Origin of the sequence: Pseudomonas sp. BF-RE-21, from assembly GCF_019947305.1 — a bacterium.
GTDB classification, from domain to species: Bacteria; Pseudomonadota; Gammaproteobacteria; order Pseudomonadales; family Pseudomonadaceae; genus Aquipseudomonas; species Aquipseudomonas migulae.
The window spans coordinates 1-23,230 of record NZ_JAGYGF010000059.1; the positions used below are offsets into that span (position 1 = coordinate 1).

Below are 23,230 nucleotides of genomic sequence, written 5' to 3' on the forward strand. Positions count from 1 at the left end.
GTCCTCAAGTAGGCCATCGCCGGCAAGCCGGCTCCTACAAGTTGTTAAACAACCTCCAACCGAATCTTGTGCTGACTCAACAACTGCGCCAGCGCCGGCACTGGCTGTTGATCTGTCACCAGGCAATCGATCAAGCTGATCGGCCCCAGGCGAATCATGGCATTGCGCCCGAATTTGCTGGAGTCCGCTGCCAGAATCACCTGCCGCGCATTGGCGATGATCGCCTGCGACACCCGCACTTCCTGATAATCAAAGTCCAACAGGCTGCCGTCTTCATCAATACCGCTGATACCGACGAGGGCGAAGTCGACCTTGAACTGGTTGATGAAGTCGACACTCGCCTGGCCGACCACGCCACCGTCGCGCCGCACATTGCCACCGGTCAGCAGAACGTCGAAGTCGTCCTTGGCGCTGAGCATCGAAGCCACATGCAGGTTGTTGGTGATGATCTTCAGATGGTTGTGGTTGAGCAGCGCCCGTGCGATCGATTCGGTCGTGGTGCCGATGTTGATGAACAGCGAGGCGTGATCGGGGATCTGTGCGGCAATGGCTTCGCCGATACGCTGCTTTTCATCGCGCATCTGATCGGCGCGCATGGCGTAGGCGGTGTTTTCGACACTGGAATCGTAGGCTGCGCCACCGTGGTAGCGACGCAATAAATTGGATTCCGCGAGCTGATTGATGTCGCGGCGGATGGTCTGCGGTGTAACGACGAACAGCGTGGCCATTTCCTCGATGCTGACATAGCCGCGTTCGCGGACCAGTTCGAGGATTTGCTGCTGACGGGGAGGCAGATTCATGGGGCTTCCTTTGGGCTGCCGTGCAAAATTTGCCCATGATGCCGCAGGAATCCGCTCCCGACCAGTTACAACCGGATACGAGTCCGGTCCGTGGCTTATTCAGCGCCTTCGTGCGGTTCCCAATCACGAGTGCGGCTGACCGCTTTTTTCCAGCCGGCGTAGAGTTTTTCCTTGGCGGTTTCGTCCAGTGTCGGCTCGAATTCGCGCTCGATTACCGCCTTGCCGCGCAACTCCTCCAGGCTGCCCCAGAAGCCACACGCCAGACCGGCCAGGTACGCCGCACCGAGTGCGGTGGTTTCGCGCATTTGCGGGCGCTCAACCTGAGTGCCGAGGATGTCGGCCTGGAATTGCATCAGGAAGTTGTTTGCCACCGCGCCGCCATCCACACGCAATGCTTTGAGGCGTTCGCCGGAATCCTGTTGCATGGCGTCGAGCACGTCGCGGGTCTGGTAGGCAATCGATTCCAGCGCTGCACGAATGATGTGATCCACGCGTACGCCGCGAGTCAGGCCGAACAGTGCGCCACGAGCATACGGGTCCCAGTACGGAGCGCCCAGGCCGGTGAAGGCTGGCACCAGGTACACGCCGTTGCTGTCCTTGACCTTGTTGGCGAAGTATTCGGTGTCGTGGGCGTCGTTGATGATTTTCAGTTCGTCACGCAGCCACTGAACGGTGGAGCCGCCGTTGAACACCGCGCCTTCCAGCGCGTAAGCCACTTCGCCACGCGGGCCGCAGGCGATGGTGGTCAGCATGCCGTGCTTGGACTTCACCGCTTTGTCGCCGGTGTTCATCAGCAGGAAGCAGCCGGTGCCGTAGGTGTTTTTCGCCTGGCCTGGCTCGACGCACATCTGGCCGAACAGGGCAGCCTGCTGATCACCGGCGATACCGCCGATGGCGATGCCGCTTTTGGTGTGGCCGTAGATTTCTGACGAGGATTTAACTTCCGGCAGCATCTCGCGCGGAATATCCAGCACCTCCAGCATCTTCGCATCCCACTCCAGGGTGTGGATGTTGAAGAGCATGGTGCGCGAGGCGTTGGTGTAGTCGGTGACGTGGACTTTGCCGCCGGTAAATTTCCAGATCAGCCAGCTGTCCACGGTGCCGAACAGCAGTTCGCCTTTGCGCGCACGCTCGCGGCTGCCTTCGACGTTGTCGAGGATCCACTTGAGTTTGGTGCCGGAGAAGTACGGGTCGGTGACCAGGCCGGTGGTGTCGCTGATGTATTGCTCGTGGCCGTCACGTTTGAGCTGCTGGCAGATCTCGGTGCTGCGGCGGCACTGCCAGACGATCGCGTTGTAGATCGGGCGGCCGGTGGTCTTGTCCCAGACCACAGTAGTTTCGCGCTGGTTGGTGATGCCGATGGCCGCGACCTGGTCGTGATGCAGGCCGGCTTGCGCCAGGGCCTCGACCATCACGGCGCTTTGGGTGGCGAAGATTTCCATCGGGTCGTGTTCGACCCAACCGGCTTGCGGGTAATGCTGGGCGAATTCGCGTTGGGCGGTGCAAACCACGTTCGCGTCGCGGTCGAAAATGATCGCGCGGGAGCTGGTCGTACCCTGATCGAGGGCAATGATGTAGTTCTTATTCTGAATGTCGGTCATGTCGATTGCCTTGGACGAAAAAAGGGAGTGAGGTCAGGCGCGGGACCAAATGGGCAGGATCACGCGCCTACGGTATCAAGAAGTTCTTGGTTTGCCGTCAATGGCCGGTGTTGCGTCCTTTGTAGCAGGTTCGGCGCTGGGCAGATGACGGGCAATCAGCCCGCGATACGCTGCAGCACCGAGGCAGGCACCGACAATCGGTGCAAAAATCGGGATCAGGAAATACGGGATATCGCGGCCGCCAGTGAAGGAAATTTCACCCCAGCCAGCGAAGAAAGTCATCAGTTTGGGACCGAAGTCACGCGCCGGGTTCATCGCAAAACCGGTCAGCGGGCCCATCGAACTACCGATCACCGCGATCAGCAGGCCGATCAGCAGCGGCGCCATCGGCCCGTTTGGCAGACCGTTGTTGTCATCGGTCAGGGACATGATCACGCCCATCAGGACGGCGGTGATGATCACTTCAACCAGGAAGGCCTGGGCCGTGGACAAGACCGGGTTGGGGAACGTGGAGAACACCGACGCCAGTTCAAGGCTGGCTTGAGTGCCACGAACCATATGGTGAGTTTGTTCGTAATCGAAGAATAGATTGCTGTACAGCGTGTAAACCAACAACGCGCCGCAGAAGGCGCCGGCCACCTGGGCAAGAATATAGAACGGCAGTTTGCGTTTTTCGAAGTCAGCGAAAATGCTCAGCGCGATGCTTACGGCAGGATTGAGATGAGCACCCGAAACTCCGGCGGTCAGGTAGATCGCCATGCTGACGCCGACGCCCCAGATGATGCTGATTTCCCACAAGCCAAAGCTGGCACCCGCGACCTTGAGCGCGGCAACGCAACCGGTACCAAAAAAGATCAGCAGTGCAGTGCCCAGAAACTCGGCCATGCATTGGCTCGAAAGCGACGGTTGTTGTAAAGCAGTTGTCATTGAAAACCTCTTTGTTTTTGTTGTCTGGCGCTTTTTTCGTCATGGCCAAAGCGCGATTTTCACCAGGGCAGGATCCCCATCCTGTTCCTGGCTTACTGCTGGGTACTGCGTTGTCACGTTGTACTGTATTCAGATTCGAAAAAATATAGACAAGAAACACTGCTGTCAAAGGTCGAAAGTGAACTGTCGGTCACAATGCAACTATTAGTCACATGAATGATCGTTTTGTTTGGCGGACCGGACGAACTCTGACGAGCGGTAAAGAATTGCGCCAAGCGCTGGAAACGCTGCCGTGATAGAGCCTTTTATGGGGCAATGTCCTAGAATCCAGCGCAGTATTTTTTCTCTGCCGCCCAGTCTGGAGCTGTCATGACCCCCGCATTGGATTTGTTGAAAAAAGTTCGTGCCGAACATCGCGTGCACAGTTACGAACATGATCCGAAGGCGGCGTCCTATGGCTTGGAGGCCGCGGAGAAGCTGGGGCTGGACCCGGCGCAAGTGTTCAAGACGTTACTGGCGGCCAGTGAAAAAGGGGAATTGCTGGTGGCGGTGGTGCCGGTCGTCGGAAGTCTGGACTTGAAGGGCCTGGCGCATGCCGCCGGGGTGAAAAAAGTCGAAATGGCCGACCCTGCCGCAGCGCAGCGCTCGACGGGTTATCTGTTGGGCGGTATCAGCCCGCTGGGACAGAAAAAGCGCCTGCGCACGTTTATCGATAATTCGGCCCAACCCTTTGCCAGCATTTTTGTCAGTGCCGGTCGACGTGGCCTGGAAGTGGAACTGGCCCCCGCGGTACTGGCCGAACATACCCAGGCCAAGTTCGCCGATATCGGCCGCGCCTGAATCAGGGAGAAGGTTATGCAGCTTGAGTTCCATCAGGTCGATGCGTTCAGTGAGCGACCGTTCAGCGGTAACCCGGCGATGGTCTATCGACTCGATGCCTGGCTCGCCGATGAGTTGATGCAGAAAATCGCCGCTGAACATAACCTCGCCGAAACGGCCTTTGTGGTGCGTGAAGGGCAGGGTTGGCACATCCGCTGGTTCACTCCGACCACCGAGGTGCCTTTGTGTGGGCATGCCACCCTGGCCAGCGCTTATGTCTTGTTCGAGATCTATAAGGAGCCGGTCGAACGCCTGGACTTCATTTGTAAGTCCGGCCCGCTGAGCGTGAGTCGTGAGGGTGGCCGCTTGTGGCTGGATTTCCCTGCAATCGTGCCGTCTGCAGTCGGCGTGACCCTGGATGTCGAACGTGCTTTGGGCGTCGACGTGGTCGATGTGTTGGGTTCGAATGAGTTATTCGTGGTGCTGGAGTCGGAGCAGGCCGTGCTCGACTGTCAGCCCGACATGGTCGCGTTGGCCAAACTGCCGTGGCCGGGAGCCATCGTCACCGCCAAGGGCAGCAAGCATGATTTTGTGTCGCGGTACTTCGCGCCGGCGATCGGTATCAATGAGGATCCGGTGACCGGTTCGACCCATTGCAGTTTGATCCCGTATTGGTCGAAGCGTTTGGGCAAGTCGAGCCTGACGGCGTATCAGTGTTCGAAGCGAGGCGGGGAGTTGTTCTGTCGGCTGGAAGGCGATCGGGTGAAGATCGGCGGGAATGCAACGCTGGTTGCGAGCGGAATGCTGATCCTCGGTTAACCCCAATCCCGTAGGAGCGAGGCTTGCCCGCGAAGGCGTAGTGTCAGGCAATGCAAATATCGACTGACACTACGCCTTCGCGGGCAAGTCGGATCGCCGCACCGCTCGCTCCTACAGATTCAGGTATCAGCTGGCGGTGCTGTAACGACGAACGCCGGATTCGACCGTCGGAATCTGCGCGGCGATGCTGCCGGACGCCTGGAACAACACCAGGTGTTCAGCGGCAACCCGGATGCCAACTTCTGCACCGACCAGATGATCGGCATGGCTCGGGAAAATCGATTCCAGCTGCGCGCCCGTCGGCATCTGCAACCGATACAACGTCGACGCACCCTGGAACGACTTGCCGACAATCCGCGCCTTCAAGCCACTGTCCGGTGCATAAACGATATCGTCCGGGCGCAACAATACGTCCACGGCGCCACCAATCGGCCAGGTGTAGGCCCGATTGCCGCGCAACTCACCCAGCTCGGTCTGCACCGATTCCGGGCTGCTCAGCTGACCACGAATGAAGTATCCCTGACCGATGAAACTGGCCACATAGGGCGTCAGCGGTTCGTGATACAGGTTGTAGGGCGTGTCCCACTGTTCCAGGCGACCTTCCTTGAAAACCCCGACATGATCGCTTACCGCGAAGGCTTCTTCCTGGTCGTGGGTCACCAGAATCGCGCTGGTGCCACGGGCCTTGAGGATGTCGCGCACTTCGTGGCTGAGCTTGCGCCGCAGTTCGCCGTCGAGGTTGGAAAACGGTTCGTCGAGCAGCAACAATTGCGGTTCCGGCGCCAGGGCGCGAGCCAGGGCAACACGCTGTTGCTGACCGCCGGAAAGCTCGTGCGGAAAGCGTTTGCCGAGGTTTTTCAGGTTGACCAGTTCCAGCAGCTCTTCGGTCACACGGTCCTTTTGCGGATGCTTGCGAATCCCGAACGCGATGTTTTCGGCCACGCTCAAATGCGGAAACAGCGCGTAATCCTGGAACACCATGCCGATCCGGCGTTTCTCCGGTGCGAGGGTGAAGCCGGCGCTGGAGATCGTCTCGCCCGCCAGGGTGATTTCACCTTCGTGCACCGGTTCAAAACCGGCAATCGCCCGCAGCGTCGTGGTTTTGCCGCAGCCCGAAGAGCCGAGCAGGCAACCGATATCACCGGCATTCAAATGCAGGTTGAGGTTCTGCACGACGCGCTGGTCTTGATAGCCGCAAGCGAGGTTGCGCAGGTTAAGCAGTAATGGCTGGCTCATGCGTGGTGGTACGAAGGCGGAACGAGAAACTCGAGCAGGGCCTTTTGTGCGTGAAGACGGTTTTCCGCTTGATCCCAGGCGACTGAGCGCGGGTCATCGAGCAGGTCGAGGCTGATTTCCTCGCCACGGTGGGCGGGCAGGCAATGCATGAACAGCACGTCATCGGCGGCCAGGTCCAGCAGGGCGCGGTTGACCTGGAACGGTGCGAACAGCTTCAGGCGCTTGGCGGTTTCCTCTTCCTGGCCCATGGAGGTCCAGACATCGGTGCTCACCAGGTGCGCGCCGCGCACGGCGTCCTTCGGATCCCGGACGATGGTCACCCGGTCACCGGCGCTGGCCACGAACTCAGGATTGGGTTCATAGCCTTCAGGACAAGCGATGCGCAACTGGAAGTCGAACTGGATCGCCGCTTCTATATAGCTGTTGCACATGTTGTTGCCGTCGCCGATCCAGGCAACGGTCTTGCCCTGGATCGAGCCGCGATGTTCGAGGAAGGTTTGCATGTCGGCCAGCAACTGGCACGGGTGCAGGTCATCGGACAGGCCGTTGATCAGCGGGACGCGCGAATTGGCGGCGAATTCGGTCAGGGTGCTGTGGGAAAACGTACGGATCATCACCGCATCGAGCATGCTCGACATGACAATGGCGGCGTCGCCGATCGGTTCGCCACGGCCCAGTTGCGTGTCGCGCGGCGACAGGAAGATTGCCTGGCCACCGAGCTGGATCATGCCGGCCTCGAACGAGATCCGGGTACGGGTCGAGGACTTCTCGAAAATCATCCCGAGCACGCGGTTTTTCAGGGGCTCGAACAGTACGCCGCGGTTACGCAGGTCTTTGAGCTCAACGCCTCGACGGATCACGCTGACCAGCTCTTCGGGCGTGCAATCCATCAGGGAGAGAAAGTGCCTTGCGCTCATCATTGACTACCTTTTTGCTACAAACCGCAGATGCTCAAAGCCTTGTTTAACTGGAAAACGGGCGAGACCTGCGGCGTAAGCCGCACAGGGCGACGAAATAGGGGAAGGCGCGATCTTATAATTAAATGTCGCGTCTTACCAATAGGGCTACGGTTTTTAGGGGATTTCAGAGGGGCTATGGGGTGACCGCAGTAGCGCTTTTGAAGCCTGTTTCCTGACAGCAGCTGCTCATTTGTACACTGCGGCTGCGGGGCTTTGCAATCAAACAGGGCGGGCATGGTGCGCTGATGGTCGGTTTCTGACCCGGCATTCCAGCCAGCTGATGGCAATGTGCCTCGTTTGTAACACTTGCTAATGCAATGTGCTGGGTTATAACTAAGTCACGAGCGACGCAGGAAGCCTTCGGAATGGAATCGAAAGAACAGCAATTGATGGAATTACTAGGTCTCACGGCCCGCTCACTGACGCATCTCACCGCTTCCATGACCTCAATGTCCTTTGAGCTTTTGCGAAGTAACGACGAGGTGACCAAGGCGGCTGGCCGGCGGATGATCGACCGCATGGCCACCATCAGCACAGGGCTCGACGAGCACTGGCGGCTGATCGGCGAACTCACCGGCGTGCATGTCGCCCACGAACAGATTGAAACCATCCAGGAGATTCAGTTGCAGGCGCCACCGAGGCTGCCGTCAAACTGATCCCGAGCGGTCATCGGCTGGCCTGATGGTCGCCGATTCACAAGACGAACGTCGCTGGCGCAGTGGCGGGGCACGCGCCATAGTTTTGTTCCCGCGGCCGTTATTGCCCGCCCAGAACAAGACAGAGACTGGCCATGACCAAGACTCTCCATCACCGTGCCTGCCACCTGTGTGAAGCCATCTGCGGCCTGACCATCGAGACCACCGAGCTCGATGGTGATGTGCAGATCACCTCGATCAAGGGCGATGCCCTCGATACGTTCAGCCGCGGGCACATCTGCCCCAAGGCCGTTGCCCTGCAAGACATCCAGAACGATCCAGACCGCCTGCGTCAGCCGATGCTGCGCGTTGGCAGCGAATGGCAACCCATCGAGTGGGAAGATGCCTTCAACCTGGTCGCTGAACGCCTGGCAGGGATACAGGAGCGCCACGGGCAGAACTCGGTGGCGGTTTATCAAGGCAACCCCAGCGTGCACAACTACGGGCTGATGACCCACAGCAATTACTTTCTTGGCCTGCTGAAAACCCGCAACCGGTTTTCCGCGACCTCGGTCGATCAGTTGCCTCATCACCTGACCAGCCATTTGATGTACGGCCACGGCTTGCTGTTGCCGATCCCGGACATCGATCACACCGATTTCATGCTGATTCTTGGTGGTAATCCGCTGGCCTCCAACGGCAGCATCATGACCGTGCCAGATGTGGAAAAGCGCCTGAAAGCGATACAGGGCCGGGGCGGTAAAGTGGTGGTGGTCGATCCGCGTCGCAGCGAAACGGCTGCGATTGCCGATCAGCATCTGTTCGTCCGTCCGGGCGGCGACGCAGCATTGCTGTTCGGGCTGCTCAACACGTTGTTTGCTGAAGGCCTGACCCGCGACAGCCATTTGCCGGTCGACGGCCTGGATGACGTGCGCAAGGCCGTCGCGGCTTTCACCGCCGAAGCCATGAGCCCGCTGTGTGCCGTGCCGGCCGAGCAGATCCGCCAATTGGCGCGGGACTTCGCGGCGGCGCCGACAGCGGTTTGTTATGGCCGTATGGGCGTTTCTACCCAGGCGTTCGGTACGTTGTGCCATTGGCTGGTGCAGTTGATCAACCTGGTCACCGGCAACCTTGATCGCGTCGGTGGTGCGGTGTGCACCGAACCGGCGGTGGACCTGGTGGCATCTACCTCGGGCGGACATTTCAATCTGTGGCAGAGCCGCGTGTCCGGGCGTCCGGAATACAGCGGCGAGCTGCCAGTGTCGGCGCTGGCCGAAGAGATGCTCACCGAAGGGGAAGGGCAGGTTCGCGCGTTGATTACTGTGGCCGGCAATCCGGTGTTGTCGACGCCCAATGGCCGGCAACTGGAGCAGGCGCTTGACGGGTTGGAGTTCATGGTCAGTGTTGACTTGTACATCAACGAAACCACGCGCTATGCCGACCTGATCCTGCCGTCGACTTCCGCTCTGGAAAACGATCACTACGACACCACGTTCAACATGTTTGCGGTGCGTAACGTCAGCCGGTTCAATCGCGCGATCCTGGCCAAGCCGGAAGGCGCGTTGCACGACTGGGAGATTTTCGTCGGGCTGGCCAAGGCCTTTGCCGCGAAGACCGGCAAGGAACTGAAACCGACGATTCCCCCTGCGCAGATGATCGATCGTGGTTTGCGAATGGGGCTGTATGGCGACGCCTCGCTGCACAAGCTGTCTTTGGCGACGCTATTTGATCAGCCGCATGGCGTCGACCTTGGCGCGCTGAAATCCAATCTGGCGCCACGCCTGAAAACCGCCAACCAGCGCGTTCAGGCAGCACCGGCGGCGATCCTTGCCGACCTCTCGCGATTTGCGGCGCTGCAAGCTCCGGCGGCTGATGAACTGCTGATGATTGGCCGTCGTCACGTGCGCAGCAATAACTCGTGGATGCACAACTATCACCGACTGGTGAAGGGCAAGCCGCGTCATCAGTTGCTGATGCATCCGGACGACCTTGCCAGTCGCGGGCTCAGCGATGGGCAGCGGGTGCGGGTCAGTTCCCGGGTCGGCATGATCGAAGTGGAAGTGCTGGGCAGTCAGGATATGATGAAAGGTGTGGTCAGCCTGCCGCACGGTTGGGGCCATGCGCGGCCTGGCGTGCAGATGACGATTGCCAGCGGCCAGCCAGGTTCCAGTGCCAATGACCTGACCGACGAGTGTCAGCTCGATGAGTTGTCGGGGAATGCGGCATTGAACGGTGTGCCGGTGACCGTAGCGGCGGCTTGATTGAGTCTGTCGGGGAGACCGAGCATGGCGCTCGGCTTTCCGTTACAATGCGCCACCGTGCCGACCCCCGAGTCGGAAAGTTCAGCCGAGGTGCTTCATGGATATCATCGAAACGATTAAAGAGCAGATTGCCAACAACACCATTCTGCTTTACATGAAAGGTTCGCCGAATGCCCCGCAGTGTGGCTTCTCCGCGAAAGCCGCACAGGCCGTGATGGCATGTGGTGAAAAGTTTGCGTACGTGGACATCCTGCAGAACCCGGAAATCCGCGCCAACCTGCCAAAATACGCCAACTGGCCAACTTTCCCGCAGCTGTGGGTCGGTGGTGAGCTGGTCGGCGGTAGCGACATCATGACCGAGATGGCTGCAGACGGTTCGCTGCAAAGCACCATCAAAGCGGCTGTTGAAGCCGCCGCTGCTGCCAAGACCGAAGCTTGACCTGCTTTCTGTAGGAGCGAGCGGTTCGGCGTTCCGACTTGCCCGCGAAGGCGTTGTACCTGACACACCGCTTTCGCGAGCAAGCTTCGCTCCTACAATAGCCGCAGGCACAAAAAAGCCCCGCCTCTTAAAAGAGAGCGGGGCTTTTTATTGTCTTGAATCTAACGGGCGCTAACTTACTCGTCTTCGCCCATCTGCGATTGCAGATAGTTCTCAAGACCGATTTTATCGATCAGGCCCAGTTGGGTTTCCAGCCAGTCGATATGTTCTTCTTCGGATTCAAGAATATCTTCGAGCAGTTCACGGCTACCGTAGTCGCCAACGGTTTCGCAATGAGCAATCGCGACTTTCAGGTCGGCATGGCCGGTGCGTTCGATGCGCAGGTCGCACTCAAGCATTTCCTGGGTGTGCTCGCCGATCTGCAGCTTGCCCAGGTCCTGCACGTTAGGCAGGCCTTCCAGGAACAGGATGCGCTTGATCAGCTTGTCCGCGTGTTTCATCTCGTCGATGGACTCGTGGTATTCGTGCTTTCCGAGCTTGTTCAGACCCCAATCTTCATACATGCGCGCATGCAGAAAATACTGATTGATCGCGACCAGCTCATTGGCAAGGATCTTGTTGAGATGCTGGATGACTGTAATGTCGCCTTTCATGATGGGGTCCTGCCCTGTAATAGCTGTCTATAAACCAGAGTTTGAGCCGCACAACTAAGAGTGTCAAACCTAACTTATTGAAACTTAAATGAACATACGAATCATAACTAAGCAGCAGTATCCGGCACTGATCGAGATGATCGACGGTGCAGGATGTGATTGATGAAAAAGGCAGCAAACAAGGCGATGAACGGCGTCATCGGCATATGATAGCGATCCTGGCCGACGATCAGCAGAGCCACGGTTGCAAACAAGGCGGGCGTTACCACCAGCGGATCGAAAAAACGCAAAGGATTTTCCCGGAGAAATATTCCGACGCCAATGAGAGAGAGGGAGAAAATTGCTAACCAATAGGCGGCAGAGCCAGCCTTGAGTATCGGTTGCAATGCAGGAGCTAGCGAGTTCTGGTTCCATGCTATGCCGATGCTTTCGCGATCAAAGCTGTGGGCGACCCGGTTCAGGCATAACCGAAGATAGAGACCTGGATTTTCGCGAATGAAGTCGAGCGCGAGACCTTTGTAATGGTTATCGCGGACTACTTCGTTTTTTGTATTGAGATTTATCTCGGGCACCGACATATAGGCCCCATTTGCCTGGGGGTTATTGCCCATCCACAGATTGATACCGAAATTCGTAGAAATAAGTACCGGCTCGCCAAATAAAGCGCGATTACGCTCTGCCCAAGGAGTCAGCAATATTGCTGCGACGACCAGCGCCAGAATGACGTGCAGAACAGTTTGCGCGGGTTTACGGAAGGGCTGATCCAGAAGCGGTAGCAAAACAATAAGCGGTAGAACCGTCGGCCGCATGAATGCGGCGGCGACCAGAAGAGCAGTCGACAGAACGGTGCGAGCCCAGTGCGGCAACTTCCCCGTACCACGAGCCACAAAAGCCCAGATCACCAGCGTCATGAGAGGCAATTCGCTGTTTGGAACGGTGGTGAAGGCGATCCATGCGGGCCAGAAGGCGAATAGCAGCGCCGCGATGCGTGCGATCGTCCTGTCAAAATACAAAAGGCCGAGTTGATAGATTCCAGCTACCGATATAGAGCTGAGAATCAGGTTGACAAGAATGACTACCCAGCCATGCACGCCCAACAACGCATAAAAGGCGCCGTAAAGGGCGGACGGGCCAACAGGCCAGTAAGCCGTGGCTTCACCACCAGGATAGACATAGCCTCGGCCTGCGGCGATTTCCTGCGCGAAGCTGTGATACATGTTCGCGTCCGATACAGGGCTTACTGGAACCAATAGTCCCCATATCAACCGGATCGCAAAAGTCAGCATCAGAATGGGCAAGACACCTGACTTGAAGCTGGCCTGTGCGAGTAGCCATGTTGTGTTCACCATAAGGAAGGACCACTTATTGCCATGAAGAATGTGCAGCCCATCAGTGCTACCACGACGATGCTCTGCCAGTCCCGCGCCGCGAAGAGCACGGGGTCTTCATCCACCTCGCCTCGCACAGTCTTCATCCACAGGCGTGCAGTCCAATAGAGCATGAGCGAAGGCGCAAACCACAACCATTCGTGCGAAGGATACATGACGGGCACAATCTCGGCCTGCGTGTACATGGCGAGGATCAGAACGCTGATCATGCCGCTGGATGAGCCAAGCGCCAGCACCACCGGCAGATCTTCAGGACGATAACCGCGACCAGGCAACAACTTGACCGAAAAGGCAGTATCCCGCAGCTCCGAGTAACGCTTCACCAGGGCAAGACTGAGGAAGATGAACATGGAAAAAGCGAGTAACCAAAAGGACGGTTTGATATCCGTCGCGGCGGCGCCCGCTATGACACGAATCGAATAAAGGCTGGCCAGTATCATCACATCGACGATCACCTGCTTCTTCAGCAGGAAGGAATAGGCAGCGGTCAGAAAATAGTAGACACCGAGCACAACGAGAAAGCGTGGCGGCAATTGCAGCGCAAGTATCAGGGATGAACCAAGCAGCAAGGGGATGGCGGCGATGCCCGATTTCACGGACAAGGTCCCAGCGGCAAAAGGCCGGTTCTTCTTGCGGTGATGCTTGCGATCTGCGGGCAGGTCGAGCAGATCATTCAGCAGATAGACGGACGAGGCGCACAGGCTGAACGAGATGAAGGCAAGGATCGCCCAGAACAATAGTTGCGGATTCGTCACCTGATGCGCCGCTAGCAGGGGGACGAAGACAAGGAGATTCTTCAGCCACTGCTGAATGCGCAGGGCTCTCCACCAGACACGAAAACCACCGCTTGGATCCTCTATAAAATCAATGTCGTGATTGCGATCCCGCGCCGCTTGCCTCAGACCGTCCTGTGAGGAAACCAGAAACGCCCGGCGCGCCCGTGCGAATACGGGCAAGTCCGCTTTGTCGTTGCCGATATAGTCGAAGCCTCGTTCGCCAAAGCGTTCGACGAGCATACTAGCCTTGGCGTGGGAGGAAAGATTGGTGCCTTCGTCGCTGCACAGTACCTCGTCGAAGAGGCCCAGATGGTCCGTAATACCATTGGCGACGCCGGCGCAAGATGCCGTGGCAAGAATGATAGGGCGCTGCGCTGCGCGGGCGGTTTCGATCAGGACTAGCACATCGGTGCGATAGGGGAGGCTAGCTGCATCGATCGTTACTCGCTCGGCGATGCGGTGCTTGAGGCTCGCCTTGCCCTTCATGAGCCAGCCCGGCAGGGAGGCGAGCGAGAGAGGCGAGGTCTTTGCAAGCAACAGAAATGTTTCGAGCAGCATGTCGGTGCGCACCAGTGTGCCATCCAGATCCACGCAAAGCGGAATCGGCGCGTCATCGATTTCGTTCATGTTCGTCATGACGTCACGCCCCCCTCGCCATCACGACAACCCCGCTCATGATCAGCAATGTGCCGATGACCTTGGCCGCGGAGAAGGTGTCATTGAAGACGAGGCGGCCGAGCACGGCCGTAAGCACAAAGCCCAGTGCCACGAACGGATAGGCGAAACTGACCTGCACCTTGGATAGCACCATCAGCCAGACCGCCGCACTGCTGAAATACAGGAAAAGGCCGAGCAATATTAGGGGGTTGAGGGCAATATCGAGCAATGCTGATGCTCGTGCCCCTCCTTCTGCGATCACCCTCTGGGCGGAAGGGGAGTCCATGCCGGCCTTGAGGGCGATCTGCGCAAAGGCGGATATCGTGACGCTAATCAGGATGAGCGCATAAACGTTTTTTACTAGGCTGAGATTTAACAAAGCGCCCTCCCCCGAGTTTGTGTCGCGTTCTATTTGTGTAGCAGCGACATTGGATTGCGTCAATTCGGCAGGAAACGCTCTCGGCCGGAAAATCAAAGCAGGAGGGAACAGGAAATTTTAGCTCCCAGTAGCCAAACAACTTTGGTCGGCCCTTGAGCAAGGAGAAGGAGAACGAGAAGTGTCAGCAAAGTCGAAAGCGGGGACGCTATTCGCGTGTCCACCTATCGACCGTGCTCAACGGTCATGCAGCGATTTCTGCTGACCTGGCGCTGCGCTTGGAACTCGCCGGTATAAGCACCGGCCGCCAGTGGCTGGCCATGAAGGCAGCCTATGACTTGTGGCAGGCCGAACACCGAGGGCAACCGAATATCGTACGTTTGCATGAAGTGCCAGCGTAACCCATGAGTAACCACGACCAGAAACGACAAGGGCCTGCATCGCTGCAAGCCCTTGTTTTGTATAGAATTCTTTAAAATATAAAGCTAAATATAGGCGGACATGAAGTCCGTTTCTTTGGAATGGGGTATTTACGCGGCAGTAAATTCTACAGGGAAAGGAATCGCAGCCTGGGCTGTTTGCAATTTGGTCAGGGTTTCACGCACCACTTCCTTGGCAAGGCAGGCGCATTTGCCGCATTGGCTGGCTACGCCGGTAGCTTGGCGGACTTCCTTGTAGCTGCAGCAACCTTCATAGATTGCTTCGCGGATTTGTCCGTCGGTGACGCCAGTGCAGAGGCAGACATACATAACTGAAACCGTCGCTGGTTATGACTCAATTGCGATGGATCTTAATGTTAACGAGAATGATTGTCAAAGTGGTTTCTGAAAGCTTTGCGTTATAAGCGAGGGTGACTGACGAACGGTTTTCCTAGGGCAATCTGCCAGTAAGCGTGTCGCCGGGAATTTGGCCTGTCGGTGAAAATCCGTTGAGGACAGCTCAAAAACGCAGTGTATGATGGCCGGTCCTTATGAAGCGGGTGGGTGTCACAGGGCTGTCGCCTGAGGGTGGCAGGCTGGCGCAAACCCGGAACTTCACGTTTTTACACCAGGAGATATTCAATGAGCGTACTCGTAGGCAAGCAAGCCCCTGACTTCACCGTACCAGCCGTACTCGGCAATGGCGAAATCGTCGACAGCTTCACCCTGTCGTCGGCCATCAAAGGCAAATACGGCCTGGTGTTCTTCTACCCGTTGGACTTCACCTTCGTTTGCCCATCCGAGCTGATCGCTCTGGACAACCGCATGTCCGACTTCAAGGCCCGCAACGTTGAAGTGATCGCTGTTTCGATCGACTCGCACTTCACCCACAACGCGTGGCGCAACACCCCGGTCAACAATGGTGGCATCGGCGAAGTTCGCTACACCATGGCAGCTGACCTGAAACACGAAATCGCCAAGGCCTACGATGTTGAATCCGAAGGCGGCGTGGCTTTCCGTGGCGCGTTCCTGATCGACGACAAAGGCGTTGTCCGCTCGCAGATCATCAACGACCTGCCACTGGGCCGTAACATCGAAGAGCTGGTCCGTCTGGTCGACGCTCTGCAATTCCACGAAGAGCACGGCGAAGTTTGCCCTGCCAACTGGAAAAAAGGCGACAAAGGCATGACCGCTTCGACCGAAGGCGTCGCGGCTTACCTGACCGAGAATGCTGCTGCCCTGTAAGGCGCATTCGAGGCACAAAAAAACCGGCCGTTGAGGCCGGTTTTTTTATGGGCGGAGAAGCGGTGATTCCTGTAGGAGCCGGCTTGCTGGCGATCCAGGCGCCTCGGTAATCAGACAAACCGCGGTGGCTGAATCGCCAGCAAGCCGGCTCCTACGAAAAGCCGATCAGTCGTTGTAGTCTTCCCAGCCGCCCATCTGTTTCCAGCGATTGACGATGCCGCAGAACAGCTCGGCCGTCTTCTCTGTGTCGTAGCGAGCCGAGTGAGCCTCGCGACCGTCGAAGTCGATATCGGCGGCCTGACAGGCTTTCGCCAGCACCGTCTGACCGTACGCCAGACCGGCCAGGGTGGCCGTGTCGAAGCTGGAGAACGGATGAAACGGGTTGCGCTTCATGTCCAGGCGCGCAACCGCCGCGTTCAGGAAGCCCAGATCGAAGCTGCTGTTGTGCCCGACCAGAATCGCCCGCTTGCAGCCGTTGGCTTTCAACGCCTTGCGGATGCCGCGGAAAATATCGGTCAGCGCCGCTTCTTCACTCACCGCCATGCGCAGCGGGTGATCGAGTTTGATCCCGGTGAACTCCAGCGCGGCCGCTTCGATGTTGGCGCCTTCAAAAGGCTCGACACGGAAGAAGTAGGTGTGGTCAGGGTATACAAAACCCTTCTCGTCCATGGCGATCGTGGTAGCGGCTATTTCCAGCAAAGCGTCAGTGGCAGAGTTGAAACCACCGGTTTCAACGTCGACAACGACTGGCAGGTATCCACGGAATCGAGCTGCCATCGGGTGGCGTGGACCACCTCCGCCGCCTTGACCGTCCTGTTCGTCGTCGTAATGGTCTTCACTCACGCGTGTTCCTCCAGCAGGCGCCAGCGCAGTTTTTCACCGGCGCGCAGCGGGATAACGGTCAGCTCGCCAAATGGCAGGCTGGTTGGGGCGGTCCACTCGTCGCGGACCAGAGTAATGCGATCGGTGTTCACCGGCAGGCCATAGAAGCGCGGGCCGTTGAGGCTGGCGAAGGCTTCGAGCTTGTCCAGTGCGTTACGTTGTTCGAACGCTTCGGCGTACATCTCGATCGCCGCATAAGCGGTGTAGCAACCGGCACAGCCGCACGCGGCTTCTTTGGCATGCTGGGCGTGAGGCGCCGAGTCGGTGCCGAGGAAGAACTTTTCGCTGCCGCTGGTGGCGGCGTCGAGCAGGGCTTCCTGATGCGTATTGCGCTTGAGGATCGGCAGGCAATAGAAGTGCGGCCGAATCCCGCCCACCAGCATGTGGTTGCGGTTGTACAAGAGGTGATGCGCGGTGATGGTCGCGCCAACGTTGGCCGAAGCCTCGTTGACGAACTGCACGGCGTCCGCGGTGGTGATGTGTTCGAACACCACTTTGAGCGTCGGGAAACGCTCGACCACACGACGCATGTGCTCATCGATGAAGATTTTTTCGCGGTCGAACACGTCGACATCGCCACGGGTGACTTCACCGTGAACCAACAAAGGCATCCCGACTTCGGCCATGGCCTCAAGCGCAGGGAAGATCTTGTCGATGCTGGTGACGCCAGAGTCCGAGTTGGTGGTCGCGCCGGCCGGATACAACTTGGCGGCATGAATGAAACCGCTGGCCTTGGCCTCACGAATTTCTTCGGGCTGGGTGCGGTCGGTCAGGTAAAGGACCATCAACGGTTCGAAACGGCTGCCAGCCGGACGTGCAGCGAGAATCCGCTGGCGATAGCCGTCGGCTTCAGCGGCGTTGCGCACCGGAGGTACCAGGTTGGGCATGATGATGGCGCGACCAAAGGTGCGCGCGACATCCGCAACGGTATTGGTCAACACGGCACCATCGCGAAGATGAATATGCCAGTCGTCGGGACGCAGCAGGGTCAGGCGGTCGGACATGAGGGGATTCCAGGCGGGTCAAACTGAAGGGAATGCTACCGGAAAAGACTCTCTCAGGCACTCGCTATCAAGTTTTGCGGGAAGCTTCCGATATCCAACAGGTATGCCGTAAACATGTGTGTGTCGGTCTTTTTGTTGTAGAAGCCAGTGGAGCCTCCCGTGCGCCAGCGTTATTTAGCCTTGCTCAGCGTGTTTGCCAGCCTTCCCGCGATGGCGCTCACTTTCCAGACCCGTCTGGAGAGCATCGAGTGGACGGTCGAAGGGGACAAGTTCGAGTGCCGCCTGACTCAACCGATCACCGATTTCGGTTCGGGTGAGTTCGTGCGCCGCGCCGGCGAGCAGGCGACGTTTCGTCTGAAAGCCTATAACTCGATGGTCGGCGGCGGCTCGGCGACCCTGCTGGCAGCCGCAGCGCCCTGGCAGCCGGGGCGGGGCGACATCAATCTGGGCTCCGTGCGGATTGGTAGCGGCAATGTGCTGTTCAACAGTTCGCAAGTTCAGGCCGGACGCCTGATCAGTGGCCTGATGGACGGGCGCAGCCCGGTCGTTCGACATTCTTCGGGCGATGGCCGGGTGTCGGAAGTGCGGTTGTTGCCGGTCAAGTTCAGCAAGGCGTTCAACGATTATCAAAGCTGTGTGGCGAAGCTGCTGCCGAAGAATTTCGAGCAAGTCAAACAAACGCAGATCGGCTTTCCCGGCGACGGCCTGGATCTCGACGCACAGGCCAAGGCTCAGTTGCAGGTCATGCTGGAGTTCATGAAGGCCGATCCGACGGTCAATCACATCGAACTCGACGGCCACTCCGACAACAGCGGCAATCGCCTGGCCAATCGTGACCTGTCGCGGCGTCGGGCCCTGGCGGTCATGGAGTTCTTCAAGGCCAACGGTTTTCAGGAATCGCAGATCACCGTGCGCTTTCACGGCGAGCGTTATCCGTTGGCACCCAACACCAATGCCGCCAATCGGGCGAAGAACCGTCGGGTCAATGTGCATCTGGCGCGGGTCGCACCCACCGAGCAACCGGCGCCTCAGACAACCGCATCGGCGAACCCCGCGAAGACATACTGAACCGGCTGTCATCGTCGCCCGCTCGACATAATCTGTCGCTTCGTCGTCATAAGCTGTCGCGCCTCTGTAAATTATCCTGCATGACCGGTAGACTTGACGGCTTTCCGTAGAACCCCGTGGAGTGATGGCATGGCGGACGTAAACAAGGTCGTTCTGGCGTATTCCGGCGGCCTGGACACTTCGGTGATCCTCAAGTGGCTGCAGGATACTTATAACTGTGAAGTGGTGACCTTTACCGCTGACCTGGGTCAGGGCGAAGAGGTCGAGCCGGCTCGCGCCAAGGCTCAGGCCATGGGCGTAAAAGAAATCTACATCGACGATCTGCGCGAAGAATTCGTGCGTGACTTCGTATTCCCGATGTTCCGCGCCAACACCGTTTACGAAGGCGAGTACCTGCTGGGTACTTCCATCGCTCGTCCGTTGATCGCCAAACGCCTGATCGAAATCGCCAACGAAACCGGCGCTGACGCCATTTCCCACGGTGCCACCGGCAAGGGTAACGACCAGGTTCGTTTCGAACTGGGCGCTTATGCCTTGAAGCCAGGTGTGAAAGTGATCGCTCCGTGGCGCGAATGGGACCTGCTCTCCCGTGAAAAGCTGATGGATTACGCTGAAAAGCACGCGATCCCGATCGAGCGTCATGGCAAGAAGAAATCCCCGTACTCGATGGATGCCAACCTGCTGCACATCTCCTATGAAGGCGGCGTGCTGGAAGACACCTGGACCGAGCACGAAGAAGACATGTGGAAATGGACCGTCTCCCCGGAGAAGGCTCCTGACAAGGCGCAGTACCTCGAACTGACTTACCGTAACGGCGACATCGTTGCACTGGACGGCGTCGAAATGACTCCGGCCACCGTGCTGGCGACCCTGAACCGTATCGGTGGCGAACACGGTATCGGCCGTCTCGACATCGTCGAGAACCGTTACGTGGGCATGAAGTCCCGTGGCTGCTACGAAACCCCTGGCGGCACCATCATGCTGCGCGCCCACCGTGCGATCGAATCGATCACGCTGGACCGCGAAGTGGCTCACCTCAAAGACGAGCTGATGCCTAAATACGCCAGCCTGATCTACACCGGTTACTGGTGGAGCCCTGAGCGTCTGATGCTGCAACAGATGATCGATGCGTCCCAGGCTCACGTGAACGGCGTCGTGCGCCTGAAGCTGTACAAGGGCAACGTGATCGTCACTGGCCGCAAGTCCGACGAATCGTTGTTCGATGCCAACATCGCGACCTTCGAGGAAGATGGCGGCGCCTACAACCAGGCCGACGCGGCGGGCTTCATCAAGCTCAACGCGCTGCGCATGCGTATCGCGGCAAACAAAGGTCGCAAGCTGTTCTGAGATCTTTGACACGCTGATGGAATGTGTGGCCTTGTCCAGGACAAGGCCACACATTTGAAAACAGGGATTTTCTGTCTGACATTGCGATTCAACATTCTTGTTGTTTTAAATTCCTTCCTGTCCGCCCCCCATTGATCCTAAAGAGCAACTGCCTGCTGTGTGTCAGCCCGGCAATATTGATCAATGACCGTCACGTCACGTGAACTCAAATTGTAAGCAATACAGAACGTTGCGCTGCTGCGTTTTTTTGCGTTTCGGCAAAACTTGAGTGCGCTTTCTTTCAGTAACGTCTCCGACTCGCCAACAACGAGAAACACGACAACGTGTGCCGGATTCCCCTTGGGCTGGCGAAGCTTCTCCAGAAGGGCGCGGAACTCATTTTTTTTGTTCATCCTTCGTGCATCAATGATGTGCAGATCCTTGAGTGACTCGGGCAACCGAATAGGGTACTGAGCCGAGAGACTTGGCTGTAAGCCGATCTCGTCGGGCGGATCTTGCGCGTTACCTGAACGCTCTGCGTTGTCCATCACCTTTATGAAATGCTTTCCCTTTTCAAAGTCGGAAGGCGCGTAAAGCGATCGATAATTGAAGTTAAGGGTGGCGAAGAAAAGAAAAAGCAAATAAAAGGGAAAGCTGATCAAAAACCAGATGTAGATCTCTTTATCTTCGTCATCGAGGAAGGGTAGAGAGATGGCGGCCGATGTTTCAGACAGTGTTGCGAATATCGCGATGACTGTCATGGGGTTGGTGATTCGTTGTTTGAGTTTTATCATATTTTTTACTCATATTAGTTCGTCTTTTCTCATTGTGTTAGTTGGTGGTTGTTAGGGTGTAGAGTTTATATGGTAGCGGTGGATTTATAGTTCGGATATATCAGTTTTGCTATTCATTTATTGTTAATTGACTTTTGATGTAAGGTTTTGTGTTTGATGTTTCTGGTGTGGTGGGCAGGCCGGGAAATATCAATTACCCTACAAGGGTAGACTAATCGTTGGCGTGTGTCGGATCATCTTGGTCAACTGTTGTTGTGTGGCGCGCTGGTTGTAAGTCGAAACAAAAAACTGTTGAATACTGAAATATCATGAGACAGATAAAGTTTCTGGCGCGCTGTGTTTCAAGATTTTTTGTAAGATTATTCCGCGATGTTTGTAGGGAATGTCTCTCGGTGTGGGTGGCCGGGGGGAGCGGCATGCCATGGGTGAAACGACTAGGCTATTGTGCGGGCTCTAAAAATTCGAACAGCGAAAATTGGACTTGCCCATGAATAAAGTGCTGATCGTGGATGATCACCCCGTCATTCGTCTTGCGGTACGTATGCTGATGGAGCGTCATGGCTACGAAGTCATTGCAGAAACAGATAATGGCGTGGATGCATTGCAACTAGCTCGTGAACATATGCCGGATATTGTCATCCTGGATATTGGAATACCCAAACTGGATGGGCTGGAAGTCATTGCACGTCTGGCATCGGCAGCGATGCCAATGAAAGTACTGATATTGACTTCACAGGCTCCCGGGCATTTTTCGATGCGTTGCATGCAATCCGGTGCTGCAGGATATGTTTGCAAACAACAGGACCTCACTGAGTTGCTCAGTGCAATAAAGGCGGTATTGTCGGGCTACAGTTACTTTCCCAATCAAGCCTTGCATACCGTGCGCTCCAGTCTGGGGAATGCCAGTGAAGCCGATATGGTGGATCGTCTTTCGGGGCGGGAGATGATGGTCTTGCAACAGTTGGCTCGCGGCAAGACCAACAAGGAAATTGCCGATGGAATGTTCCTCAGCAATAAAACCGTCAGTACTTACAAGACGCGGCTGTTGTTGAAACTCAATGCGCGGTCCCTGGTTGACCTGATCGAACTGGCTCAACGCAATGGGTTGGTATGACTGGGCCAGTGCTTGACGGGGCGTAAAGAGTGGGCGTTTTCAAGGTTTCGCACCTAGTAAAAAGCCTCCGTTTCGGGAGGCTTTCAGGTGTCATAGGTCAAAATCGTAATCGGCCAATTGCTTTTGCAGTCGGCGCTCCTCCAGCAGATTGTCGATGGTGCGGCGTTTGCTCAGGTTGGTCTTTGCCACTTCAACCACCGGTTCCGCGTCATCGGCCTCAACGGGTGTGAAGTCGTCTTCTACGTCCAATTGCTCTTTGCCAGTGCTCATAAGGTTAACTCCAGGCTAAGACTGCCTTTGGCGCTCCTTATATCGATAATCGCCTCGCGGGTAAAAAAGATTTTTTCAATCGATAAATCAAAAAACCTAATAGCGCCTCAATCGTCCGAAGTCTTGTGCTTGTATTCGCACAGGTCTTCTATCCGGCAACTGCCGCAGCGAGGCTTGCGAGCCAGGCAAACGTAACGCCCATGAAGAATCAGCCAGTGATGGGAATCGAGCAGATATTCCTTCGGCACGAACTTCATCAGTTTTTTCTCGACCTCGACCACATTCTTGCCGGGAGCGATGCCAGTACGATTGCTGACCCGGAAAATATGCGTGTCCACGGCCATGGTCAGTTGTCGGAACGCAGTATTGAGCACCACGTTGGCAGTCTTGCGGCCGACACCGGGCAACGCTTCCAGCTCTTCACGGGTCTGCGGCACTTCCCCGCCATGGCGTTCCACCAGCAAGCGGCAGGTTTCGATTACATTTTTTGCCTTGCTGTTGAACAGGCCGATGGTCTTGATGTACTCGGACAGACCTTCCACGCCCAGCGCGTAAATCGCTTGCGGCGTATTGGCCACCGGGTAGAGCTTGGCGGTGGCTTTATTGACGCCGACATCGGTCGATTGTGCCGAGAGAATCACCGAGATCAGCAATTCGAATGGCGAGGAGTAGGCCAGTTCGGTCTTCGGCTCCGGGTTGTCTTCATGCAGCCTGCGGAAAATTTCCAGACGTTTTGCGGCATTCATGGGCAGTGCGTTTCCT

25 protein-coding genes are annotated in these 23,230 nt (G+C 57.1%); 10 read left to right on the forward strand and 15 right to left on the reverse strand.

Features of this window, described 5'->3' with window-relative positions; translation table 11 throughout:
• Positions 1 to 44: 44 nt before the first annotated feature.
• The 3 genes from KGB25_RS25925 to KGB25_RS25935 form a co-directional block, all read right to left on the reverse strand.
• Positions 45 to 800 (reverse strand): DeoR/GlpR family transcriptional regulator, encoded by a 756-nt coding sequence (locus tag KGB25_RS25925; protein ID WP_008032173.1) that lies wholly within the window; start codon positions 798 to 800, stop codon positions 45 to 47.
• A 95-nt stretch (positions 801 to 895) separates the two neighbouring features.
• A complete protein-coding gene (glpK, locus tag KGB25_RS25930; RefSeq protein WP_008032172.1) occupies positions 896 to 2,401 on the reverse strand; it encodes a glycerol kinase GlpK in 1,506 nt (501 codons plus the stop codon).
• Between the two features lie 75 nt (positions 2,402 to 2,476).
• Positions 2,477 to 3,328 carry an MIP/aquaporin family protein gene (locus tag KGB25_RS25935; RefSeq protein WP_008032171.1) on the reverse strand — a complete coding sequence of 284 codons (852 nt, stop codon included), beginning with the start codon at positions 3,326 to 3,328 and terminating at the stop codon, positions 2,477 to 2,479.
• Between the two features lie 369 nt (positions 3,329 to 3,697).
• Here KGB25_RS25935 and ybaK point away from each other — a divergent pair, with 369 nt between their 5' ends.
• Positions 3,698 to 4,168, forward strand: coding sequence for a Cys-tRNA(Pro) deacylase (gene ybaK / locus KGB25_RS25940; RefSeq protein WP_007971306.1), 471 nt, complete (start codon positions 3,698 to 3,700; stop codon positions 4,166 to 4,168).
• A 15-nt stretch (positions 4,169 to 4,183) separates the two neighbouring features.
• Positions 4,184 to 4,966 (forward strand): PhzF family phenazine biosynthesis protein, encoded by a 783-nt coding sequence (locus KGB25_RS25945; protein WP_008032170.1) that lies wholly within the window; start codon positions 4,184 to 4,186, stop codon positions 4,964 to 4,966.
• 126 nt (positions 4,967 to 5,092) lie between these two features.
• On the opposite strand, the gene KGB25_RS25950 is transcribed toward KGB25_RS25945, so the two are convergent.
• Positions 5,093 to 6,202 (reverse strand): ABC transporter ATP-binding protein, encoded by a 1,110-nt coding sequence (locus tag KGB25_RS25950; protein ID WP_008040856.1) that lies wholly within the window; start codon positions 6,200 to 6,202, stop codon positions 5,093 to 5,095.
• Entirely contained in the window at positions 6,199 to 7,119 is a 921-nt protein-coding gene (argF, locus tag KGB25_RS25955; RefSeq protein ID WP_032829003.1) for an ornithine carbamoyltransferase, read from the reverse strand. The genes KGB25_RS25950 and argF overlap by 4 nt, the downstream gene beginning before the upstream one ends.
• Positions 7,120 to 7,526: 407 nt before the next feature.
• Between argF and KGB25_RS25960 the strand changes: the two genes are divergently transcribed.
• The 3 genes from KGB25_RS25960 to grxD all read left to right on the forward strand — a co-directional run bounded on the left by KGB25_RS25960 (position 7,527) and on the right by grxD (position 10,496).
• On the forward strand, positions 7,527 to 7,817 hold the full coding sequence (locus KGB25_RS25960) for a hypothetical protein (RefSeq protein WP_207285863.1): 291 nt from the start codon (positions 7,527 to 7,529) through the stop codon (positions 7,815 to 7,817).
• Between the two features lie 134 nt (positions 7,818 to 7,951).
• A complete protein-coding gene (locus tag KGB25_RS25965; protein WP_223437266.1) occupies positions 7,952 to 10,057 on the forward strand; it encodes a molybdopterin oxidoreductase family protein in 2,106 nt (701 codons plus the stop codon).
• Positions 10,058 to 10,154: 97 nt separating this feature from the next.
• Complete coding sequence (gene grxD / locus KGB25_RS25970; protein WP_008032163.1) at positions 10,155 to 10,496, forward strand: Grx4 family monothiol glutaredoxin; 342 nt, start codon at positions 10,155 to 10,157, stop codon at positions 10,494 to 10,496.
• A gap of 176 nt (positions 10,497 to 10,672) precedes the next feature.
• Here grxD and bfr read toward each other — a convergent pair whose 3' ends face one another.
• The 4 genes from bfr to KGB25_RS25990 form a co-directional block, all read right to left on the reverse strand.
• Positions 10,673 to 11,149: a bacterioferritin gene (gene bfr, locus KGB25_RS25975; protein ID WP_223437268.1), complete on the reverse strand. Its 477-nt coding sequence runs from the start codon at positions 11,147 to 11,149 to the stop codon at positions 10,673 to 10,675.
• Between the two features lie 107 nt (positions 11,150 to 11,256).
• On the reverse strand, positions 11,257 to 12,498 hold the full coding sequence (locus KGB25_RS25980) for an ArnT family glycosyltransferase (RefSeq protein WP_207285861.1): 1,242 nt from the start codon (positions 12,496 to 12,498) through the stop codon (positions 11,257 to 11,259).
• Positions 12,492 to 13,949 carry a UbiA family prenyltransferase gene (locus tag KGB25_RS25985; RefSeq protein ID WP_008036436.1) on the reverse strand — a complete coding sequence of 486 codons (1,458 nt, stop codon included), beginning with the start codon at positions 13,947 to 13,949 and terminating at the stop codon, positions 12,492 to 12,494. Before KGB25_RS25985 ends, KGB25_RS25980 begins: the two co-directional genes overlap by 7 nt.
• A gap of 4 nt (positions 13,950 to 13,953) precedes the next feature.
• On the reverse strand, positions 13,954 to 14,349 hold the full coding sequence (locus KGB25_RS25990; RefSeq protein WP_008036437.1) for an EamA family transporter: 396 nt from the start codon (positions 14,347 to 14,349) through the stop codon (positions 13,954 to 13,956).
• Between the two features lie 152 nt (positions 14,350 to 14,501).
• Here KGB25_RS25990 and KGB25_RS25995 point away from each other — a divergent pair, with 152 nt between their 5' ends.
• Positions 14,502 to 14,747 (forward strand): HigA family addiction module antitoxin, encoded by a 246-nt coding sequence (locus KGB25_RS25995; protein ID WP_223437270.1) that lies wholly within the window; start codon positions 14,502 to 14,504, stop codon positions 14,745 to 14,747.
• Between the two features lie 129 nt (positions 14,748 to 14,876).
• On the opposite strand, the gene KGB25_RS26000 is transcribed toward KGB25_RS25995, so the two are convergent.
• Positions 14,877 to 15,095 (reverse strand): bacterioferritin-associated ferredoxin, encoded by a 219-nt coding sequence (locus tag KGB25_RS26000; protein WP_008032160.1) that lies wholly within the window; start codon positions 15,093 to 15,095, stop codon positions 14,877 to 14,879.
• A gap of 312 nt (positions 15,096 to 15,407) precedes the next feature.
• Between KGB25_RS26000 and KGB25_RS26005 the strand changes: the two genes are divergently transcribed.
• Positions 15,408 to 16,010, forward strand: a complete 603-nt coding sequence (locus KGB25_RS26005; RefSeq protein ID WP_008032158.1) for a peroxiredoxin — start codon at positions 15,408 to 15,410, stop codon at positions 16,008 to 16,010.
• Positions 16,011 to 16,175: 165 nt separating this feature from the next.
• On the opposite strand, the gene rnt is transcribed toward KGB25_RS26005, so the two are convergent.
• On the reverse strand, positions 16,176 to 16,853 hold the full coding sequence (gene rnt / locus KGB25_RS26010) for a ribonuclease T (protein WP_008036438.1): 678 nt from the start codon (positions 16,851 to 16,853) through the stop codon (positions 16,176 to 16,178).
• Positions 16,850 to 17,896 (reverse strand): dihydroorotase, encoded by a 1,047-nt coding sequence (gene pyrC / locus KGB25_RS26015; RefSeq protein WP_008036439.1) that lies wholly within the window; start codon positions 17,894 to 17,896, stop codon positions 16,850 to 16,852. The genes rnt and pyrC overlap by 4 nt, the downstream gene beginning before the upstream one ends.
• Positions 17,897 to 18,055: 159 nt before the next feature.
• On the opposite strand from pyrC, the gene KGB25_RS26020 reads away from it, so the two are divergent.
• Both KGB25_RS26020 and KGB25_RS26025 read left to right on the forward strand, forming a co-directional pair.
• Entirely contained in the window at positions 18,056 to 18,964 is a 909-nt protein-coding gene (locus KGB25_RS26020; RefSeq protein WP_223437272.1) for a flagellar protein MotY, read from the forward strand.
• Positions 18,965 to 19,093: 129 nt separating this feature from the next.
• Positions 19,094 to 20,311, forward strand: coding sequence for an argininosuccinate synthase (locus tag KGB25_RS26025; protein ID WP_008032151.1), 1,218 nt, complete (start codon positions 19,094 to 19,096; stop codon positions 20,309 to 20,311).
• 137 nt (positions 20,312 to 20,448) lie between these two features.
• On the opposite strand, the gene KGB25_RS26030 is transcribed toward KGB25_RS26025, so the two are convergent.
• Positions 20,449 to 21,084, reverse strand: coding sequence for a hypothetical protein (locus KGB25_RS26030; RefSeq protein ID WP_008036444.1), 636 nt, complete (start codon positions 21,082 to 21,084; stop codon positions 20,449 to 20,451).
• A gap of 487 nt (positions 21,085 to 21,571) precedes the next feature.
• On the opposite strand from KGB25_RS26030, the gene KGB25_RS26035 reads away from it, so the two are divergent.
• Positions 21,572 to 22,198: a response regulator transcription factor gene (locus tag KGB25_RS26035; protein WP_008032148.1), complete on the forward strand. Its 627-nt coding sequence runs from the start codon at positions 21,572 to 21,574 to the stop codon at positions 22,196 to 22,198.
• Positions 22,199 to 22,288: 90 nt separating this feature from the next.
• Here the strand turns inward: KGB25_RS26035 and KGB25_RS26040 are convergent, their stop codons facing one another.
• Together KGB25_RS26040 and nth are read right to left on the reverse strand one after the other, a co-directional pair.
• On the reverse strand, positions 22,289 to 22,468 hold the full coding sequence (locus KGB25_RS26040) for a PA3496 family putative envelope integrity protein (RefSeq protein ID WP_007898493.1): 180 nt from the start codon (positions 22,466 to 22,468) through the stop codon (positions 22,289 to 22,291).
• 107 nt (positions 22,469 to 22,575) lie between these two features.
• Complete coding sequence (gene nth / locus KGB25_RS26045) at positions 22,576 to 23,214, reverse strand: endonuclease III (RefSeq protein ID WP_008032146.1); 639 nt, start codon at positions 23,212 to 23,214, stop codon at positions 22,576 to 22,578.
• Positions 23,215 to 23,230: the final 16 nt, after the last annotated feature.

Bases quoted from the DNA above. Each gene is read 5' to 3' on its own strand.
- KGB25_RS25925 (WP_008032173.1), bottom strand. From the start codon at position 800: ATGAATCTGCCTCCCCGTCAGCAGCAAATCCTCGAACTGGTCCGCGAA.
- glpK (WP_008032172.1), bottom strand. From the start codon at position 2,401: ATGACCGACATTCAGAATAAGAACTACATCATTGCCCTCGATCAGGGT.
- KGB25_RS25935 (WP_008032171.1), bottom strand. From the start codon at position 3,328: ATGACAACTGCTTTACAACAACCGTCGCTTTCGAGCCAATGCATGGCC.
- ybaK (WP_007971306.1), top strand. From the start codon at position 3,698: ATGACCCCCGCATTGGATTTGTTGAAAAAAGTTCGTGCCGAACATCGC.
- KGB25_RS25945 (WP_008032170.1), top strand. From the start codon at position 4,184: ATGCAGCTTGAGTTCCATCAGGTCGATGCGTTCAGTGAGCGACCGTTC.
- KGB25_RS25950 (WP_008040856.1), bottom strand. From the start codon at position 6,202: ATGAGCCAGCCATTACTGCTTAACCTGCGCAACCTCGCTTGCGGCTAT.
- argF (WP_032829003.1), bottom strand. From the start codon at position 7,119: ATGAGCGCAAGGCACTTTCTCTCCCTGATGGATTGCACGCCCGAAGAG.
- KGB25_RS25960 (WP_207285863.1), top strand. From the start codon at position 7,527: ATGGAATCGAAAGAACAGCAATTGATGGAATTACTAGGTCTCACGGCC.
- KGB25_RS25965 (WP_223437266.1), top strand. From the start codon at position 7,952: ATGACCAAGACTCTCCATCACCGTGCCTGCCACCTGTGTGAAGCCATC.
- grxD (WP_008032163.1), top strand. From the start codon at position 10,155: ATGGATATCATCGAAACGATTAAAGAGCAGATTGCCAACAACACCATT.
- bfr (WP_223437268.1), bottom strand. From the start codon at position 11,149: ATGAAAGGCGACATTACAGTCATCCAGCATCTCAACAAGATCCTTGCC.
- KGB25_RS25980 (WP_207285861.1), bottom strand. From the start codon at position 12,498: ATGGTGAACACAACATGGCTACTCGCACAGGCCAGCTTCAAGTCAGGT.
- KGB25_RS25985 (WP_008036436.1), bottom strand. From the start codon at position 13,949: ATGACGAACATGAACGAAATCGATGACGCGCCGATTCCGCTTTGCGTG.
- KGB25_RS26000 (WP_008032160.1), bottom strand. From the start codon at position 15,095: ATGTATGTCTGCCTCTGCACTGGCGTCACCGACGGACAAATCCGCGAA.
- KGB25_RS26005 (WP_008032158.1), top strand. From the start codon at position 15,408: ATGAGCGTACTCGTAGGCAAGCAAGCCCCTGACTTCACCGTACCAGCC.
- pyrC (WP_008036439.1), bottom strand. From the start codon at position 17,896: ATGTCCGACCGCCTGACCCTGCTGCGTCCCGACGACTGGCATATTCAT.
- KGB25_RS26025 (WP_008032151.1), top strand. From the start codon at position 19,094: ATGGCGGACGTAAACAAGGTCGTTCTGGCGTATTCCGGCGGCCTGGAC.
- KGB25_RS26030 (WP_008036444.1), bottom strand. From the start codon at position 21,084: ATGATAAAACTCAAACAACGAATCACCAACCCCATGACAGTCATCGCG.
- KGB25_RS26035 (WP_008032148.1), top strand. From the start codon at position 21,572: ATGAATAAAGTGCTGATCGTGGATGATCACCCCGTCATTCGTCTTGCG.
- KGB25_RS26040 (WP_007898493.1), bottom strand. From the start codon at position 22,468: ATGAGCACTGGCAAAGAGCAATTGGACGTAGAAGACGACTTCACACCC.
- nth (WP_008032146.1), bottom strand. From the start codon at position 23,214: ATGAATGCCGCAAAACGTCTGGAAATTTTCCGCAGGCTGCATGAAGAC.